Below are 17,193 nucleotides of genomic sequence, written 5' to 3'. Positions count from 1 at the left end.
GCTCCCCACCGACCCGTCATCCCGAACGAAGGACACCCGTGGACCCGATCATGACGAAGGCCGCCGCCGCCGAGCAGGTCGTCACCGCCCGCATCCGCTCCGGACTGACCTGGCAGGAGATCGCCGACGCCCTCGGCACCCCGCTCGTCTGGACGACGGCCGCGCTGCTGGGCAACCACCCGATGAGCGCCGACCAGGCGTCCGCCGCCTGCGCGCTGCTCGGCCTCGGCGAGGACGTCGCCGAGGCGCTGCGGCTGCAGCCGTACCGCCTGCGCGACGAGGCCGTGCTCACCGACCCGACGATCTACCGGTTCACCGAGGCGCTGGCCGTGTACGGGCCCGCGCTCAAGGAGCTCATCCACGAGGAGTTCGGCGACGGCATCATGTCCGCCATCAACTTCCAGGTGGACATCGCGCGTCGCCCGCACCCGGACGGCGACCGGGTGGTCGTGACCCTCGACGGGAAGTTCCTCGACTACCGCTGGTGATCCCCGCGCACCAGCGCCTCCAGCTCCGCCTCGTCGAGCAGCCGGCGCGGGCGCACGGTGGTGCCGCTCGCGACGTAGACGAACGCGGCGGACACCCGGTCCACCGGCAGCCCGGTGTACCGCGACCAGGCCAGTCGGTAGACCGCGAGCTGCACCTCGCGGGCCGAACGGGCCTCCGCGTCGCGCGGCTCGTGGCCGGTCTTCCAGTCCACGACGACGACCGCGGGCGCCGCGCCGTCGGCCGGCGGCGCGGCCTCGGGGTCCGCGAACACGGCGTCGATCCGGCTGCGCAGCATCACCCCCGCGACCGGCGTCTCCACGTCGACCTCGACGGCGAGGGGGGCGCGTGCCGCCCACGGCGAGTCCAGGAACCGCTGCCGCAGCGTCTCGAGGTCGACGTCGGGCGCGATCTCGCCGTCCTCCGCTCCGGGCAGGTCGTCGACGTCGACCAGCGACGACGACGTGAAGAACCGCTCCACCCACTCGTGGAAGTTGGTGCCGCGGCGCGCGTGCACCGTGGGCTCCTGCGGCACCGGGCGGCGCAGCTGGAGCGCGAACCCGTCCCGGTCGCCCGCGAGGCGGACCAGGCCCGACGCCGAGACGTGCGCCGGCATCTCCACCTCGCGCGACGCCCGCTCCCCCCGCTCCGTGAGCAGCGTGCGGGCCAGGACCACGAGGTCCCGGCCGGACGCGTCGCGCAGCACGCCCGTCGCCGCGCCCCCGCCCGCCGCGCGGGCCGCCTCCACCCGGGCGGCCGTCAGCCGCAGCAGGTCGCGCGGCGTCGGGCCGGGAGCCTCGTCCGCCGTACCGTCCGCCGAGGGCTCCGCGCCGTCCTCCGGCGCGGGCCACGGGGCGGCGTGCTCCACCGCGTCGCGCGGGTTGCCGGCCGCCGGGTCGGGCTGGTCCGCCCAGCCGCTCGCGTCCACGACCCCCGAGACGACCAGCTCCTCGAGGAAGGGCGAGACGCGCCGCGGCGAGCTGCCCGTGCCCCACCAGTGCGCGGTGAGGAAGAGCTCCCGGCGCGCGCGGGTGAACGCGACGTACGCCAGCCGGCGCTCCTCGGCCAGGCGGTGCGCGCCGCAGTCCGCGCGGAACTGGTCGCGGCGGGCGGCGAGGTCCTTGGTGTCCGAGGCCTCCGCCCACGTGAACTCCGGCAGGTCCGGGGCGTCGCCCCGCAGGTGGTAGGGCAGGGACGACACATCGGTGAGCCAGCCGCCGTCGAGCCGGCCCTGCGACGACTCCGCCTGGCTCGGGAACACGCCGTCCACCAGCCCGGGCACCGCGACGACGTCCCACTCCAGGCCCTTGGCCGCGTGCGCGGTGATGACCTGCACCGCGTCCGGGTCGGGCTCGCGGACCGGCATGTCGAGCCCACGCTCCTGGTCGCCCGCGACCCCGAGCCACGCGAGGAACGCGCCCAGCGTCGCCACGTCCGCCGACTGCGCGAAGCTTGCCGCCACGTCGCGGAACGCGTCGAGGTGCTCGCGGCCGCGCAGGCTGACGCCCGCCGCGGCGGCCCCGAGGACCCCGGGGGCGCCGGGCCCGGCCTGCGCCCCCGGCGCGAGCGTGTCCGCCAGGACCTGCGCGGTCGCGACCTCGACGTCGAGCCCCAGGGCCCGCTCCGCCGCGACCACGAGCTCGGGCAGCGACAGGTAGGTCAGGCCGCGCAGCTCGCGCAGCAGGCGCGCCAGCGCCGTCAGCCGGCCGTGCCCGGCCGCCGACAGCACCCGGCCGTCGCGCGCGGGCCGCCCGGGGGCGGGCAGGTCGTCGAGCGCGTCGACGATCGACCGGTGGTCGACCACGTCGCCCTCGATCACGACCGGGGCGTCGCCGTCCGTGCCGTCGGGCTCCCCGCGGGCGGCACCCGGCCGCGCGCCGTCGGCCCGCGCCAGGTCGGACGCCCACGAGCCGAGCGCGTGCAGGTCCGCCGCGCCGAGGCTCACGCGCGGGCCGGTGAGCAGCCGCAGCAGGGAGTCGCCGCGCGACGGGTCGTGCACGGCCTCCAGCAGCGCGACGACGTCCACCACCTCCGGCGTGGTCAGCAGGCCGCCGAGGCCCACGACCTCCACCGGCAGCCCGCGGCGCCGCAGCGCCACCTCGACCGCGGCGAACTGCGACCGCGCCCGGCACAGCACGGCGGCCGTCACGCGGTCGGACCCGTCGCGGCGGGTGGCGCGACGCCAGCGCGCCGCGACGAACTCGGCCGCCGCCTCGGCCTCCTCCTCGCTCGTGGCCGCGACGTGCGCCCGCACCGTGCCGGTGCCCGCGGCGGGGCGCAGGTCCAGCGGCGGCACGTCCACGCCCGTGCCCGTGTGCCGCGCCCGCTCGCGCAGGGGCCCGGCCGCGACGTTCGCGGCGGCGAGCACCGCCGCGTCGTTGCGCCACGACGTGCTGAGGTACCGCACCACCGCGGGCGCCCCGCCCCGGGTGCGGAACCGGTCGGGGAAGCGCGCCAGGCCCGAGGCGGACGCCCCGCGCCAGCCGTAGATCGACTGGTGCGGGTCGCCGACGGCGGTGACGGCGTGGCCGCCGCCGAACAGCCCCGCCAGCAGCTCGACCTGGGCGTACGACGTGTCCTGGTACTCGTCCAGCAGCACCACCGGGTAGCGCGCGCGCTCCGTGGCCCCGACCGCCGGCACGGACCGCGCGAGCTCGGCGGCGAACGCGATCTGGTCGCCGAAGTCGAGGGCGTCCGCGACGCGCTTGCGGCGGCGGTACTCCGCCACGAGGTCGAGCAGCCGGCCGCGCTCCGCCACCGAGTCGACGAGGCCCTGGATCTCCTTGGTGCGCTTCTTCTGCCGCGGCCCGAGCGGCAGCGCGTCCAGCCGGGCGACGACGTCCGCGAGGGCGTCGCGCGCGACGTCCACGGGCACCAGGTGCTCCCCCAGCTCGCCGGACAGCGACAGCACGGCCCCCACGACGGTGCTCACCGCGCGGTCGGTGCCGAGGTCGTCCGCCCACGACTCCACGACCTGCGCCGCGAGCTGCCACTGGTTGGCCTCGCCCAGCAGCCGCGACCCGGGCTCGATGCCGAGCCGCAGCCCGTGGTCCGCGACCAGCGACGCGGCGTACGCGTTGTAGGTCGCGACGGTGGGCCGCGCGAGCAGGTCGAGCCCCGAGGTGGCCCGTCCCTGCGCCCGGGCGAGCTGCGCGAGGCGGGACTGCACGCGCTGGGTCAGCTCGGCCGCCGCCTTGCGGGTGAAGGTGAGGCCGAGCACCTCCTCGGGCGCGACGAGGTCGTTGGCGATGAGCCACACCACGCGGGCCGCCATCGTCTCCGTCTTGCCCGAGCCGGCCCCGGCGACGACCAGCACCGGGTCGAGCGGCGCCTCGATCACCGCCACCTGCTCGTCCGTGGGCGCGGGGCGGCCGAGCAGCTCGGCGATCTCCCGGGCCGAGAGGCGGGGCGTCGTCGGGGCGTCGTCGCGCGACGCCGCCCCCGCGGGCGCGCCGCCGACCAGCGCCGCGTCGTCGAACAGCACCGCGTCGGGCGAGGCCGCGCTCGCGGCGCCGGACGCCAGCTCCGGGAAGCCCAGCTCCGTCTCGCGGGCGGGCTCGCCCAGGGCGACCCACGCGTCGTCGAACAGCCCGTCGTCGAACAGGCCCTCGCCGGGGAGGTCGTCGGGGTCCGGGGCGGCCGGCCCGGTGCTGCGGTCGGTCATCCGACGACGTTCCTTCCCTCGGGCTGCACGGGGCACGACCGGCGCACCGGGCACATGGGGCACAGGTCGTTCTCGTGCGCGGTGAAGCGCGCCGACGCCATCGTGTCGGCGGCGCTCTCGACCAGCGCGCGGGCCCAGCTCGACCCGTCGGCCTCGACCGTCAGGGCGGGCTGGTCGCGCAGCGTGGGGGCCACGGTCGGCGTCCCGACGTACACCAGGCGGGCGCCGGCGCTGGGCGTGCCCGGCGGCAGGTCGAGCGCGCCCTCGGACACCGCCAGCTGGTAGGCGCCGAGCTGCGGGTGCTCCGTGGCCTTGGCGCGCGCGGGCGCGGTCCGGCCGGTCTTGAGGTCCGCGACCGTCACGCCGTCCTCGCCCGCGTCCTCGACGCGGTCGATCTTGCCCCGCAGGCGGGCCCGGCCCACGGTGAGGTCGAAGTCGGGCTCCACCAGCAGCGGGTCGCCCGCCCCGGCGTAGTACGCCGCGAGCCGCTCGATCATCTGCTCGGCCCGCCGGCGCAACTGACGGGAGGGCCAGCCCTCGGGCAGCGCGAGCTCCGGCCAGCGGCGGTCCAGCTCGGCGCGCAGCGCCGTGAGCGAGGCCTTCGGGAGGTCCTCCGCGATCGCGTGGACCAGGGTGCCGAGGGTCTGGTGGGTGGCGTCGGGCGCGGTCGCGCCCGCCGACTCGAACGCCCACTTCAGCGCGCACGTGCTCACCGTCTCGACCTTCGACGGCGAGACGGTCACCTCGTCCCGCGGCCCCCACAGGGGCGCGTCGCTCGACGTCGCGGCGACGCCGTACCAGGTGCGCGGGTCGGCCTCCGCGATCCCCGTGCCCGCGAGGTCGGCGAGCAGCGCGGCCGCCACGCCCGCCGGCCCGTCGGGGGCGGGGCCCTCGGAGCCCTCGGAGCCCTCGGAGACGTCGACGGGCCGGTCGGCGTCGGCCCCGGCCGCGCGGACCAGCGTCGCGCGCGCCTCCGCCACCACGCCACGCAGGTCGAGCGGCGGGCCCACGGTGACGCGCCGCGGGTCGGGGCCGTCGGCACCGGCGTCGTCGTCGGGCGGCGCGACGAGGTCGAGGAACACCGACGGCGCGTCCTCGGCGTCCTCCACGGCCGTCACGACGAGCCGGCGCCGCGCGCGGGAGGTCGCCACGGCGAACGCGCGCAGCTCGTCGGCGAGCACCTGGCGGCGGGCCTCGGGGCCCATCCCGTGCGCGTCGTCGGACCGCCCCGCGAGCAGCTCGACCAGGGCCTGCGACCCGAGCAGCGAGTCGCGCAGCCGCAGGTCCGGCCACACGCCGTCCTGGACGCCCACCACGACGACGACGTCCCACTCGCGGCCCGCCGCGCCCGCCGGGGTGAGCGCCTCGACGGCGCGGGCGCCGGTGGCCGACGCCGCGAGCGAGTCGGCCGGGAGGTCCTGCGAGGCGAGGTAGTCGACGAAGGCCGCCACCGGGGCGCCCGGCATGCGGTCCACGTAGGTCTCGGCCGCACGGAACAGCGCGAGGACGGCGTCGAGGTCGCGGTCGGCGCGCGCGCCGGCGGACCCGCCCGCGAGGGCCGTGTCGCGCCACCGGTCCGCGAGACCCGTGGCCGCCCACACCGCCCACAGCACGGTCTGCGCCGTCGCCCCCGGTTCCGCGGCCGCCGCGCGCCCCGCGGCGAGCACCCGGGCGACCGCCACGGGGCCGCGGCGGACGACGGACGGGAGGGTCTCGGCGCGGGCCTGGTCGTCGAGCAGCTCGACGACCAGCGCGTCCGACGACCGACCGCCGCCGCCCGACAGCTCCTCCGCCCGCAGCGCGCGCCGCAGCCGGCGCAGGGCCACGGCGTCGAGCCCGCCGACGGGCGACGTGAGCAGGAGCGCCGCCGTCTCGGGATCCAGCGCGGAGCCGACGCCCGGCTCCCCCAGCTCGTCCGCGATCAGCCGCTCGACCCCGCCCCCGGCCGCGCACACGCGCAGCGCGGCCAGCAGGGGCGACGCGGCGGGCTCGTCGCGGAGCGGCAGGTCCGAGCCGAGCAGCGCGACGGGCACCGACGCCGCGACGAGGTCACGACGGAGCGAGGCCAGGCGGTCGCCGCTGCGCGCCACGACCGCCATCCGCTCCCACGGCGTCCCGTGCAGCAGGTGCTCGGCCCGCAGCTCGCGCGCCACGTACGCGGCCTCCTGCGCCGGGCCGGCCAGCACGGCGACCTGCACGCCCGGCGGTTCCGCCTCCCGGGCCGCCGCCTGCTCGGCGGCCGCGGGCCCGTCGGCGGGACGCTCCTCGGCCTCCTCGTCGTCCGGGCGCGCGGTCGCGCCGCGGTGCAGGGCGCCGGAGACGGTGGCGATGCGCGCCGTGACGGCGCGGGTCACCGCGCGCAGCTCGTCGGGCTGGCGCCACGCCGTGCCGAGGACGACGGTGCGCGCGTCGAACGCCCCGACCACGCCCGCCCGAGCGGGGGCGGCCGCGCGGCCGACCAGGCCGGGCGACGCGCCGCGGAAGCCCTGCACCGCGGAGTCCGGGTCGGCGAGCAGGACGAGACGGGCCCCCGCCCCGTGCAGCACGTGCAGCAGGCGTGCGGTGGCGACCGTCGCCTCCTGGTAGTCGTCGACCACCACGAGGTCCCAGGTGGGGCGCGGCACGTCCGGCAGCTCGTCGTCCCAGCCCGCGAGCGCGTGCGCGGCCTCGTCGATCACCCCGGCCGGGTCGTACCGCGCACCCGCGTCCGGCGTGCCCAGCCGCAGCGTCGTGACGTCCAGGTACTCCTCGTACAGCTGCGCGGCGAGCTCCCACTCGGGGCGGTCGTGCCGGCGCCCCAGCTCGTCGAGGTCCACGGGCCCGAGGCCCCGCTCGGCGGCACGCATCAGCAGGTCGCGCAGCTCCTGCCGCAGCCCGCGCAGGCCCAGGGAGTCCTCGGGCAGCCCGGCGGGCAGGTCGAGGTCCGTGCCCTCGCCCGAGAGGTGGCCCTCGAGCAGCTCGGCGAGCACGAGGTCCTGCTCCGGCCCGGAGACCAGCGTGGGGGCCGGCTCCCCGTGCGCCGCGGCGCGCGTCCGCAGCACCGCGAACGCGGCGGACGCGGCCGTGCGCACCATCGGCGCGCCGACCGTGCGGCCCGCGCGCGCCGTGACGCGGTCGCGCAGCCGGGCGGCCGACCGGCGGGACGCCGCCAGCACCAGGACGCGCGACGGGTCGAGGGGCGCGGCGTCACCGTCGGGCTCGTCGCCGGACCCGAGCGCCCGCACCGCGACCGCCGTGGCCACCGTGGTCCGGCCCGTGCCGGGCGCGCCGACGACGAGCGTCACGGGGTTCTCGAGGGCGGCGCCGACGGCGGCCTCCTGCGTGGCGTCGAGCACGACGTCGGCCTCGGGGACGTCGGCGGGCGCCGGCGGCACGAGCCGCGGGGCGAGGAGGGGCGCTGACGTCACGGCACCGATTCGACCACGCCCCACCGACACCCCGGCGCGCGCCCGGCGGTGCCGCCGGTTTCACCCTCCGCTGACAAAGGCCCGGCTGGGCCTTCCCGGGGCGCCGCCGTGACTAGGATCGATCCGGACGTCCGGGAGACCGGGCAGAGATACGGCCGACAGACGCGCGCCGGCACGGCCGGCGCGGCTCGCGAAGGAGACAACGTGGAGATCACGATCGGTGTGCAGAACCTGGCCCGCGAGCTGGTCATCGAGACCGACGGGACGGCGGACGACGTGACCGCCGCGGTGCGCTCGGCGATCGCCGACGACGGCGTCCTCGAGCTCACCGACTCGCGCGGCCGCACCATCCTGGTGCCCACTGCGACCATCGGGTACGTGGAGCTCGGCGCCGAGGAGCAGCGCAAGGTCGGGTTCGGCGCGCTCTGACGCCCAGGGCGGGCCCCTCGGGGCCCCGCCCGCGGGAGCGGTCAGGCCGCGAGGCCCATCCGGTCCATGCGCCGGGTGTGCTCCGCGGTGAGCCGCGACACCAGCCACGCCTGCGCGGACGCCCCGCCGTCGGACGACGCCTCCCGGGCCCCGGCCGCGAGCGCGGCCAGCGGCGGGTGCGCCGCCAGCAGCACGGGCACGAGGCCGAGCGCCTCGCCCACCACGCGACGGCCCCAGAGCGCGAGGCGCGCCGCGAGCACGCCGTCCGACGACGCCGCCCCCGCGAGCACCGCGGTGGCGGCGTCGTCGGGCCGCGGCTCGCCGACCGCCCGCACGAAGTCGCCACGCCCGCCCGGCAGGCCGCCCGCGAGCTCGCGGCACAGGTCCTGGGCGACGCCGAGACCGACGACGCCCTTGAGCAGCCCCTCCGCCCAGGAGGAGGGCGCGGTGCGGGCGTCGAAGTCGGCGAGCGCGCCGTCGAAGGGCGCCATGGCCGCGGCGGGCTCGCCGTCGACCAGGGCGAGCAGCCGCGCCTGCCGGCCGAGCGCCTCGCCGGCCGCCGTCGCCAGGGTCTGGCGGGTGGCGAGGTCGGGCGCGTCCACCGAGCGGCTCGCCAGCAGCCCGAACGCCGCCAGCTCCGTGTAGCCGGCCAGCCCCACCAGCGTCGTGAGGGTCGGGTCGGGGGCGCTCCGCTGCTCGTTCACCGGCCCAGGATAGGTGCGCGGGCGCGAGGCGCCACGGCGTGTCCCGCGCCACGCCACGCCGCAGGAGGCCGCCGTCGCGTACCATGGGGGGCGTACTTCGGTTGCCCGGTCGTCACGCATTGACTCGACCGCAGCGGCCCACGGACCCCCGTGAGGCCTGAGCGACGTTCTTCCACGATCGGCTGCCGACCACCTCGGCGCTCCTTGCGACCCGAACAGTGCGGCCCGTCGGCGGCCCTCCGGCCCGTCCGGGAGCCCGGTTCGCGCGCGCCGACGAGCAGACGAAGGTACCCGTGACCACGACCGAACCCGCCGCCACCGCGGCCGCCACGGCTCCCGCCGCCGGCGAGCCCGACTACTCCACCCCCGCCGCCATCCAGGCGCAGGACGTCTCGTTCGCCGACTTCGGGGTGCGCCCCGAGATCGTCGAGGCGCTGCGCGAGGCCGGCATCACCCACCCCTTCCCCATCCAGGCGATGACGCTGCCGGTGGCGCTGCAGGGGCACGACATCATCGGCCAGGCCAAGACCGGTACGGGCAAGACCCTCGGCTTCGGCGTGCCGCTGCTGCACCGCGTCGTCGCGCCGGGCGAGCCCGGCTACGACGAGCTGCCGGCCCCCGGCAAGCCGCAGGCGCTCGTCGTCGCGCCGACGCGCGAGCTCGCGGTCCAGGTCGCGAACGACCTCGCCACCGCGTCGAAGAAGCGGTCCGTGCGGATCGCGCAGATCTACGGCGGCCGCGCGTACGAGCCGCAGATCGAGATGCTCAACCAGGGCGTCGAGGTCGTCGTCGGCACGCCCGGCCGCATGGTCGACCTGCTGAACCAGGGCCACCTCAACCTCACCCGTGCGGCCACCGTCGTGCTGGACGAGGCCGACGAGATGCTCGACCTCGGCTTCCTGCCCGACGTCGAGAAGATCCTGTCCCGCACGCCCGCCGTGCGGCACACCATGCTGTTCAGCGCGACGATGCCCGGCCCGGTCGTCTCGATGGCCCGCCGCTACATGTCGCAGCCGACGCACATCCGTGCCGCCGAGCCGGACGACGACGGCGCGACCGTGAAGAACACCCGCCAGGTGGTCTACCGCGCCCACGCGCTGGACAAGGTCGAGGTGCTCGCCCGCCTGCTGCAGGCGGAGGGCCGCGGCCGCACCATCGTGTTCGCGCGCACCAAGCGCACGGCCGCGAAGGTCTCGGACGAGCTGCGCGACCGCGGGTTCGCCGCCGGCGCCATCCACGGCGACCTCGGCCAGGGCGCCCGCGAGCAGGCGCTGCGCGCGTTCCGTCACGGCCACATCGACGTCCTCGTCGCGACGGACGTCGCCGCGCGCGGCATCGACGTCGACGACGTGACGCACGTCGTCAACTACCAGTGCCCCGAGGACGAGCGCACCTACCTGCACCGCATCGGCCGCACCGGCCGCGCGGGCAAGCAGGGCACCGCGGTGACGTTCGTCGACTGGGACGACGTCCCCCGCTGGCAGCTCATCGACCGCACGCTCGACCTCGGCTTCCCGGAGCCCGTCGAGACGTACTCGAGCTCCCCGCACCTGTTCTCCGACCTCGGCATCCCCGAGGGCACGAAGGGCCGCCTGCCGAAGGACAAGCAGCAGCTCGCCGGCCTGGACGCCGAGGAGCTCGAGGACCTCGGCGAGACGGGCAAGCGCACCGGCTCGGGCGCGTCGCACGGTCGTGACGGGGGCCGCGACGGCGGTCGCCGCGACGGAGGCTCGCGCGGCGGGCACGGCGGTTCCCGGTCCGGCTCGCGGTCCGGCCAGCGCTCGGACGCCGCGTCGTCCGACGCCACCGAGGGCTCCGCCGGGCGGGGCGAGCAGCGCGAGGGCGGCCAGGGCCGCAGCCGCAGCCGCAACCGGCGCCGCACCCGCGGCGGCCGCCCGGTCGAGGGCGGCGGCTCCGCCGCCCCGCAGGCCCCCGCCGAGGGCTGACCAGCAGGGACGCATCGAGCGTGCTGACCTGATCCTCACACCCCGGGGGTGTGGGTCAGGTGAGCACCCGCGATGGCATTCCGGGGGGCGCCGGAAGGGGGAGGCCAGCGCCTGACGTTCTCGGCACCGCTGTGGCAGTGGCAGGTGCGGACCGACTCGTGGTGGTTCGTCACCGTGCCGCCCGACGAGTCCGACACGCTCGCCGAGCTGCCCCTGCCGCCGCGCGGCTTCGGGTCGATCAAGGTGACCGTGACCGTCGGCGCCACCACGTGGTCGACGTCGGTGTTCCCCAGCGACGAGCAGAAGGGCTACGTGCTGCCGATGAAGAAGGCGGTGCGCGTGGCCGAGGGGCTCGAGCCGGGCTCCACCGTGCGGGTCACGCTCGAACCGGTCGGGCTCTGAGCACGCGGGCTCAGCGGACGATCTCGTCCCGCCCCGCGAACCAGGCCGCGACGCCCTGCACGAGCGACGCCCCGACGAGCAGCACCAGCGGCAGGGTCCAGGAGCCCGTGGCGTCGTGGGCGACGCCCAGGCCGAGCGGGCCGCAGGCCGCGAGGACGTAGCCGGCGCTCTGCGCCATGCCCGAGAGCTCCGAGGTGCGCGTCGCGTTCTCGGTGCGCAGCGCCATGAGGGTGAGCGCCAGCGCGATGCCGCCGCCCTGCCCCAGGCCCAGCAGCACCACCCACAGCACCGCGACCTCCGGCGCCAGGATCAGGCCCAGCAGGCCCGTGGTGATGAGCGCGACGATGACGACGCCGATCGCCCGCTGCCGGCGCATCCGCCCGGCGAGCACCGGCGCGACGAACGACCCGACGATGCCCAGCAGGTTGGTCAGCGCGAGCAGCCAGCCGCCCACCGCGACGCTCCGGCCGGACGCGACGAAGATCTCCGGGAGCCAGGCGTTCACCGCGTAGAACGACAGCGACTGCGTGCCCATGAGGACCGTGACCGCCCAGGCCAGCGGGCTGCGCCAGACGGACCGCACGGCGTCGGCGGCGGTCGCGCCGACGGGGCGCAGCGGCGCGACCGAACGGCTCCCGCGCAGCGCCCGCGGTGCCCAGACCGCCGCGCCGACGACGGCGAGCAGCCCCCAGGAGGCCAGCGTCGCGCGCCAGTCCATCCCGGTGGCGGTGGCCAGCGGCACGGTGAGGCCGGCGGCGAGCGCGGCCCCGCCCGACAGCGCCATCGAGTAGAGCCCGGTCATGAGCCCCACGCGGTCGGCGAAGTCGCGCTTGATCAGCGCCGGGAGCAGCACGTTCCCGAGCCCGATCGCGCAGCCGACGGCGAGCGTGCCGACCAGCAGGGCGCCGAGGCCGGGCACGAGGCGCACCGCGAAGCCGGCGCAGAGCAGCAGGAGGCTGCCGAACAGCGCGCGCTCCAGGCCGACGCGGCGGGCCAGCAGCGGCGCCACCGGGGCGAGGAGGCCGAAGCACAGCACGGGGAGCGTCGTGAGGACGCCGCCGGCGGTGGCGCTGAGGCCCTCCTCCGCGAGGATCTCGCCCAGCAGCGGGGAGACGGCGACGACGCCCGGCCGCAGGTTGAGCGCGGCGAGGACGATGGCGAGGACGGCCCCCGCGCCGAGCGGACGACGGAGGCTCATGCGTCCTCACCCGCCGACCGGTCGACCAGGTGCGTGCGGACCGCGGCCATCGTGGTCTCGACGGCCCGCTCGGCGGCGTCGACGTCCCCGGCGGCGACGGCCTCGACCACCTCGCGATGACCGGGCACGTCCCGGTGGTGGCGCCCGTGCGCGTCCGTGGCGAGGGTGCGGACCAGCACGTGGTCGATCCCCTCGTAGAGCTCGGCGAGCAGGTCGTTCCCGGCGGACCGGACCAGCTCCGAGTGGAACGCGACGTCGGCCGCGCGGAACGCCTGCTCGTCGCCGCCGCGTGCTGCCTCCTCCTGGGCGGCGAGCGCGCCCCGCAGCGCGGCCAGGGCGCCGTCGTCGCGGCGCGACGCCGCGATCCGGGCGGCCCCGCGCTCGAGGACAGAGCGCACGTCGAGCACCTGCAGCGCGTCCGAGGTGCGGGCCCGGCGCCCGATGGCGGCGTCGAGCCCGCTGGCGGCGCGCACGTAGGTGCCGTCGCCGCGGCGCGGCTCGAGGATGCCCGCGTGCTCGAGGGCGCGCACGGCCTCGCGCACGGTGTTGCGCCCGACGCCGAGCCGGCGAACGAGCTCCGGCTCGGCGGGGATCCGTGAGCCGACCGGCCACTCGCCGCGCTCGACGAGGTCGGTCAGGTGCTCGACGACGAGCTCGGACACCTTGCGGGGCGGGGAGATCGGGGTGGCGTCGGGTTCAGGCACCGAAAGAGCCTAACATCCCATGTTTGCCCACCTTGGCCCCGGCCGGGACGGGGCCGCCCGGGCTACGCCTGCGCCATGCGGACGAACTCGGTGACCGCCGTCGCGATCTGCTGCACGGCGATCGCCGCCAGGAGCAGGCCCGCGATCCGCGTCACCAGCGTGACGCCGGAGTCCTTGAGCACCCGGTGGATGACGTTCGCGAACCGCATCGACAGGTACAGGCAGACGTGCACCAGCACGATCGCCACCGCGATGGCGACGAGCTGGGGCACGCCGCCGGAGTCCGACATCCGCGTCTGCTGGACGAAGACCATCGTCGCGACGATCGCCCCCGGCCCCGCCAACAGCGGCGTGCCGAGAGGCACCATCGCCACGTTGACGCCCTTGTTGCCCGACGGGGTGGGCTCCTCCATCTTGCCGGTCAGCAGCTCCATCGCGACGAACAGGAGCAGCAGGCCGCCGGACGCCTGCAGCGCCGGCAGCGAGATGCCCATGTAGTGCAGCACCTGCTGACCGAACAGGGCGAAGACGACGATGACGCCGAACGCGACGAGGATCGCCTGGCGGGCGGCGCGGTTGCGCTGCTTCGCGCCCATCGCGGACGTCAGGCCCAGGAAGACCGGGACCGTGCCGGGCGGATCCATGATGACGAACAGGGTGACGAACACCTCGGTGAACAGCGCGGTGTCCAGCACGTGGCTCACGGGCGGATCACGTCCAGCCGACCTCTTTCCTCGATCTGTGCGAGCACCTCGGGAGCGGTGGTGTTCTCCCCGATGCGGTTGAGCTTTCCGGTGCCGTGGTAGTCGCTGGAGCCCGTGGCCAGCAGCCCCAGCTCCGCCGTCAGGCCGCGCAGCCGGTCGCGGGCCTCGGCGTCGTGGTCCCGGTGGTCCACCTCGAGCCCCGCCAGGCCGGCGGCGGCGAGGTCGGCGATCGTCGCCTCGCTCACCGTCCGGCCGCGCGCCCCCGCGCCCGGGTGGGCCATCACGGGCACGCCGCCGGCGCCCAGCACCGCCCGCACGGCGTCCACCGTGTCGGGGGCGTAGTGCGGCACGTAGTAGCGGGCGCCCGGGTGCAGGACGGTCGCGAACGCCTCGTCGCGCGACCCGACCACACCCGCCGCGACGAGCGCGTCCGCGAGGTGCGGACGGCCCACGGTGGCGCCGTCGCCCGTCTGCGCGACGACGTCGTCCCACGTCACCGGGAAGTCCTCGGCGAGCAGGTCCGTCATCCGGCGGGCGCGCGAGAGCCGGTCGGTGCGGGTGCGGTCGCACTCGGCGCGGAGCACCTCGTCGTCCGGGGCGTGCAGGTAGGAGAGCAGGTGCACGCTGATGCTCCCGCCCTCCGTCCGCACGCGCGTGGAGATCTCGGTGCCGCGCACCAGCGCCACGCCCGTCACGGCGACGGCCTCCGCGGCCTCGGCCCAGCCCGCCGTGGTGTCGTGGTCGGTCAGCGCGACGACGTCCAGCCCCGCCGCGGCCGCCGCCTCGAGCACCCCCCGCGGGGAGTCCGTGCCGTCGGAGGCCCGCGAGTGCGTGTGGAGGTCGATCCGGGGCGGCGTCACGATCACCGATTCTAAGGAGCGCGACGGGCCGGCACCCCCGATCCGGGGCCCGCCGGGGTGCGACGTCGGCCACTCCCGCGCCGCCCGGACGCGTGAAGGCGACGACACAACCTCTCCACCGCGCCCGCCGCAGCCGCCCCCGGCTCGCCCGAACGGGCAGGGCACGATCGTCGCGATGGATCTTCCCAGCGCCGACGTCGCGACTCCCCCCGCCCTGACCGCCCGCACCCCCGGCCCCACCGGGATCGTCTTCGTGCACGGCATGCGCACGTCGTCGTCGATCTGGGAGCGCCAGCTGGAGCACGTGCGCGACGCCGGGCACGACGCCGTCGCCGTCGACCTGCCGGCCCACGGCGTGCGGCACCACGAGCGGTTCTCCATGCCGCGCGCGTTCGAGGTGCTGGACGAGGCCGCCGGGTCCTTCGACGCGGGGACCCCGGTCGTCGTCGTGGGGCTCTCGCTCGGCGGGTACACGTCGCTCGCCTGGGCGGCGCACCAGGCCACCGTCGCCAGCGCCCCGCAGCTGGCAGGCGTCGTCGCCGCGGGCTGCACCTCGGACCCGAAGGGCAAGCCCGTCGCCCTCTTCCGCGACGTCGCGCGCCTCGCCGTCACCGGCACCACGGCCGTGCGCCGCGGCCTGCGCGACGCCTCGCTGGCCTGGCGCTCCGCGCTGACCGGTGGCGCCTCGCGCGCCGGCGGCACGGAGGTCGCGGACCTGCTGGGCGACGCCGGCGGCGTGCCGCGCCCCGGCTGGGACATCGTCACCGACGCCCTCACCCACCTCGCCGGCCGGTCGTCCCTGGCGAGCACGCGGGCCCTGAGCGTCCCCGTGTGGTTCGTCAACGGCGCCCGCGACCGGATGCGGCTCGAGGAGTCGCGGCACGTCGCCGCCGCCGACCGCGGCGCCCTCGTCGTCGTGCCCGACGCCGGTCACGACGTGAACTCGGACGCCCCCGAGGCGTTCAACCGCGTCCTCACCCGCGCCCTGCACGACTTCGCGCGCGCCTGACCAGGGCCGTCCCGGACGGCGTCGCGACGGACGGCGGACCCGCGCCGCGCGGCCCGCCGCGGGTGGGACACTGGATCCATGACCGACACCACCCCCGTCGACGAGTCCGCGCCCGGCGCCCAGCCCGGCACCGAGGACCGCGGAAGCAACCGTTCACAGCGCCCCGCCTCGGAGGCGTTCAAGTCGTTCATCACCTCGCAGTGGGGCGAGCGCGCCGACCTCGGCGTCGAGCCCGGCGAGGCCGTGCCGTACACGGCGGAGCGCCGCGCCAAGCTGTCCGCGAGCTTCCCCGGCGCGCGGCTCGTGGTCCCCGCCGGCCCGCTCAAGGTGCGCTCCAACGACACCGACTACCGGTTCCGGCCGCACTCCGCGTTCGCGCACCTCACCGGCCTCGGCACCGACCAGGAGCCCGACGCCGTGCTCGTGCTGCACCCGGTGGCCGACGGCGAGGGCGACCCCGACGGCAACGGCAACGGCACCCACCACCACGCCGTGCTGTACGTCCGCCCGCTCGCCGCGCGCGACACCGAGGAGTTCTACGCCGACTCCCGGTACGGCGAGTTCTGGGTGGGCGCCCGGCCGTCGCTGGACGACGTCACGACGCTCACCGGCGTCGAGGCCCGCCACGTCGACGAGCTGCGCGACGCGCTCGCCAAGGACGTCGGCGCCGACGGCGTGCGCGTGCTCGTCGTGACCGGCTCCGACGAGGGCATCGAGGCGCTCGTCGAGGCCATCCGCGAGGAGGCCGGCGTCGAGGCGGAGGCCGAGGACGAGCAGCTCGTCGAGGCCACCTCCGCGCTGCGCCTCGTCAAGGACGACCTCGAGCTGGAGCACCTGCGCGAGGCCGTGGCCCGCACCATCGAGGGCTTCGAGCAGGTCGTGCCGGCGCTGCCGAAGGCCGTCGCGCACCGCCGCGGCGAGCGCGTCATCGAGACGACGTTCGACGCGCACGCCCGCCTCGAGGGCAACACCGTCGGCTACGAGACCATCGCCGCCGCCGGCGAGCACGCCACCACCCTGCACTGGATCACCAACGACGGCGTCGTCCGCTCCGGCGAGCTCGTGCTGCTGGACGCCGGCGTCGAGGTCGACTCCCTCTACACCGCCGACGTCACGCGCACCCTGCCCGTGGACGGCGAGTTCACCGACGTGCAGCGCCGCATCTACACCGCCGTGCTGGACGCCGCCGACGCCGCGTTCGCCGTCGCGCGGCCGGGGACGAAGTTCCGCGACATCCACGCCGCCGCGATGGAGGTCATCGCCGCCCGCCTCGAGGAGTGGGGCCTGCTGCCCGACGGCGTCACCGCCGAGGTGTCCCTCTCCCCCGAGGGCCAGCAGCACCGCCGCTGGATGGTGCACGGCACCAGCCACCACCTCGGCCTGGACGTGCACGACTGCGCCCAGGCGCGTCGTGAGCTCTACCTGGACGGGGTGCTCGAGCCGGGCATGGTCTTCACCATCGAGCCCGGCCTGTACTTCAAGGCCGACGACCTCGCCGTGCCCGAGGAGTACCGCGGCATCGGCGTGCGCATCGAGGACGACGTCCTCGTCACCGAGGACGGCAACGAGAACCTGTCCGCCGCCCTCCCCCGCCGCCCCGAGGACGTCGAGGCCTGGATGGCGCGCCTGCGCGGCTGACCCTGTCAGGTCGGCACTTCGTACTCGGATCGGTACACATGT

The 17,193-nt window shown here is 76.8% G+C and carries 13 protein-coding genes; 6 read left to right on the top strand and 7 right to left on the bottom strand.

Annotated elements, in window-relative coordinates:
* Nucleotides 1-38 precede the first annotated feature (38 nt).
* Entirely contained in the window at nt 39-488 is a 450-nt protein-coding gene (cynS, locus tag ACFU5J_RS07335; protein WP_430578276.1) for a cyanase, read from the top strand.
* On the opposite strand, the gene ACFU5J_RS07330 is transcribed toward cynS, so the two are convergent.
* Both ACFU5J_RS07330 and ACFU5J_RS07325 read right to left on the bottom strand, forming a co-directional pair.
* Entirely contained in the window at nt 476-4,150 is a 3,675-nt protein-coding gene (locus ACFU5J_RS07330; RefSeq protein WP_430578275.1) for an ATP-dependent DNA helicase, read from the bottom strand. The genes cynS and ACFU5J_RS07330 overlap by 13 nt on opposite strands.
* Complete coding sequence (locus ACFU5J_RS07325) at nt 4,147-7,557, bottom strand: PD-(D/E)XK nuclease family protein (protein WP_430578274.1); 3,411 nt, start codon at nt 7,555-7,557, stop codon at nt 4,147-4,149. The genes ACFU5J_RS07330 and ACFU5J_RS07325 overlap by 4 nt, the downstream gene beginning before the upstream one ends.
* A gap of 204 nt (nt 7,558-7,761) precedes the next feature.
* Here ACFU5J_RS07325 and ACFU5J_RS07320 point away from each other — a divergent pair, with 204 nt between their 5' ends.
* The gene (locus ACFU5J_RS07320; protein ID WP_430574772.1) at nt 7,762-7,986 is read left to right on the top strand and encodes a DUF3107 domain-containing protein; all 225 of its coding nucleotides are present in this window, start codon (nt 7,762-7,764) and stop codon (nt 7,984-7,986) included.
* Between the two features lie 41 nt (nt 7,987-8,027).
* Here ACFU5J_RS07320 and ACFU5J_RS07315 read toward each other — a convergent pair whose 3' ends face one another.
* Nucleotides 8,028-8,690: a ferritin-like fold-containing protein gene (locus ACFU5J_RS07315; protein WP_430578273.1), complete on the bottom strand. Its 663-nt coding sequence runs from the start codon at nt 8,688-8,690 to the stop codon at nt 8,028-8,030.
* A 293-nt stretch (nt 8,691-8,983) separates the two neighbouring features.
* Here ACFU5J_RS07315 and ACFU5J_RS07310 point away from each other — a divergent pair, with 293 nt between their 5' ends.
* Together ACFU5J_RS07310 and ACFU5J_RS07305 are read left to right on the top strand one after the other, a co-directional pair.
* Nucleotides 8,984-10,636 carry a DEAD/DEAH box helicase gene (locus tag ACFU5J_RS07310; RefSeq protein WP_430578272.1) on the top strand — a complete coding sequence of 551 codons (1,653 nt, stop codon included), beginning with the start codon at nt 8,984-8,986 and terminating at the stop codon, nt 10,634-10,636.
* A gap of 72 nt (nt 10,637-10,708) precedes the next feature.
* On the top strand, nt 10,709-11,038 hold the full coding sequence (locus ACFU5J_RS07305) for a DUF1905 domain-containing protein (protein ID WP_430578271.1): 330 nt from the start codon (nt 10,709-10,711) through the stop codon (nt 11,036-11,038).
* A 10-nt stretch (nt 11,039-11,048) separates the two neighbouring features.
* Here ACFU5J_RS07305 and ACFU5J_RS07300 read toward each other — a convergent pair whose 3' ends face one another.
* From ACFU5J_RS07300 to ACFU5J_RS07285, 4 genes are all read right to left on the bottom strand, one after another.
* Nucleotides 11,049-12,236, bottom strand: a complete 1,188-nt coding sequence (locus tag ACFU5J_RS07300; protein WP_430578270.1) for a CynX/NimT family MFS transporter — start codon at nt 12,234-12,236, stop codon at nt 11,049-11,051.
* The gene (locus ACFU5J_RS07295; RefSeq protein ID WP_430578269.1) at nt 12,233-12,940 is read right to left on the bottom strand and encodes a FadR/GntR family transcriptional regulator; all 708 of its coding nucleotides are present in this window, start codon (nt 12,938-12,940) and stop codon (nt 12,233-12,235) included. The genes ACFU5J_RS07300 and ACFU5J_RS07295 overlap by 4 nt, the downstream gene beginning before the upstream one ends.
* A gap of 62 nt (nt 12,941-13,002) precedes the next feature.
* Nucleotides 13,003-13,644, bottom strand: a complete 642-nt coding sequence (locus tag ACFU5J_RS07290; protein WP_430574766.1) for a MarC family protein — start codon at nt 13,642-13,644, stop codon at nt 13,003-13,005.
* Nucleotides 13,641-14,504 (bottom strand): PHP domain-containing protein, encoded by an 864-nt coding sequence (locus tag ACFU5J_RS07285; protein ID WP_430578268.1) that lies wholly within the window; start codon nt 14,502-14,504, stop codon nt 13,641-13,643. The genes ACFU5J_RS07290 and ACFU5J_RS07285 overlap by 4 nt, the downstream gene beginning before the upstream one ends.
* Nucleotides 14,505-14,679: 175 nt before the next feature.
* Here ACFU5J_RS07285 and ACFU5J_RS07280 point away from each other — a divergent pair, with 175 nt between their 5' ends.
* A complete protein-coding gene (locus tag ACFU5J_RS07280) occupies nt 14,680-15,513 on the top strand; it encodes an alpha/beta fold hydrolase (protein WP_430578267.1) in 834 nt (277 codons plus the stop codon).
* Between the two features lie 78 nt (nt 15,514-15,591).
* Nucleotides 15,592-17,151 (top strand): aminopeptidase P family protein, encoded by a 1,560-nt coding sequence (locus tag ACFU5J_RS07275; RefSeq protein ID WP_430578266.1) that lies wholly within the window; start codon nt 15,592-15,594, stop codon nt 17,149-17,151.
* Nucleotides 17,152-17,193: the final 42 nt, after the last annotated feature.

This window comes from Isoptericola sp. NPDC057559, assembly GCF_042801555.1.
Taxonomy (GTDB): Bacteria; Actinomycetota; Actinomycetes; order Actinomycetales; family Cellulomonadaceae; genus Isoptericola.
The sequence above is the reverse complement of the archived record's forward strand: the minus strand, read 5'-3'. Positions and strand labels throughout refer to the sequence as shown.

What these genes read in the sequence shown, in the direction of transcription:
- ACFU5J_RS07300 (WP_430578270.1), bottom strand. Translation starts at nt 12,236, where the DNA reads ATGAGCCTCCGTCGTCCGCTCGGCGCGGGGGCCGTCCTCGCCATCGTC.
- ACFU5J_RS07330 (WP_430578275.1), bottom strand. Translation starts at nt 4,150, where the DNA reads ATGACCGACCGCAGCACCGGGCCGGCCGCCCCGGACCCCGACGACCTC.
- ACFU5J_RS07280 (WP_430578267.1), top strand. Translation starts at nt 14,680, where the DNA reads ATGGATCTTCCCAGCGCCGACGTCGCGACTCCCCCCGCCCTGACCGCC.
- ACFU5J_RS07305 (WP_430578271.1), top strand. Translation starts at nt 10,709, where the DNA reads ATGGCATTCCGGGGGGCGCCGGAAGGGGGAGGCCAGCGCCTGACGTTC.
- ACFU5J_RS07275 (WP_430578266.1), top strand. Translation starts at nt 15,592, where the DNA reads ATGACCGACACCACCCCCGTCGACGAGTCCGCGCCCGGCGCCCAGCCC.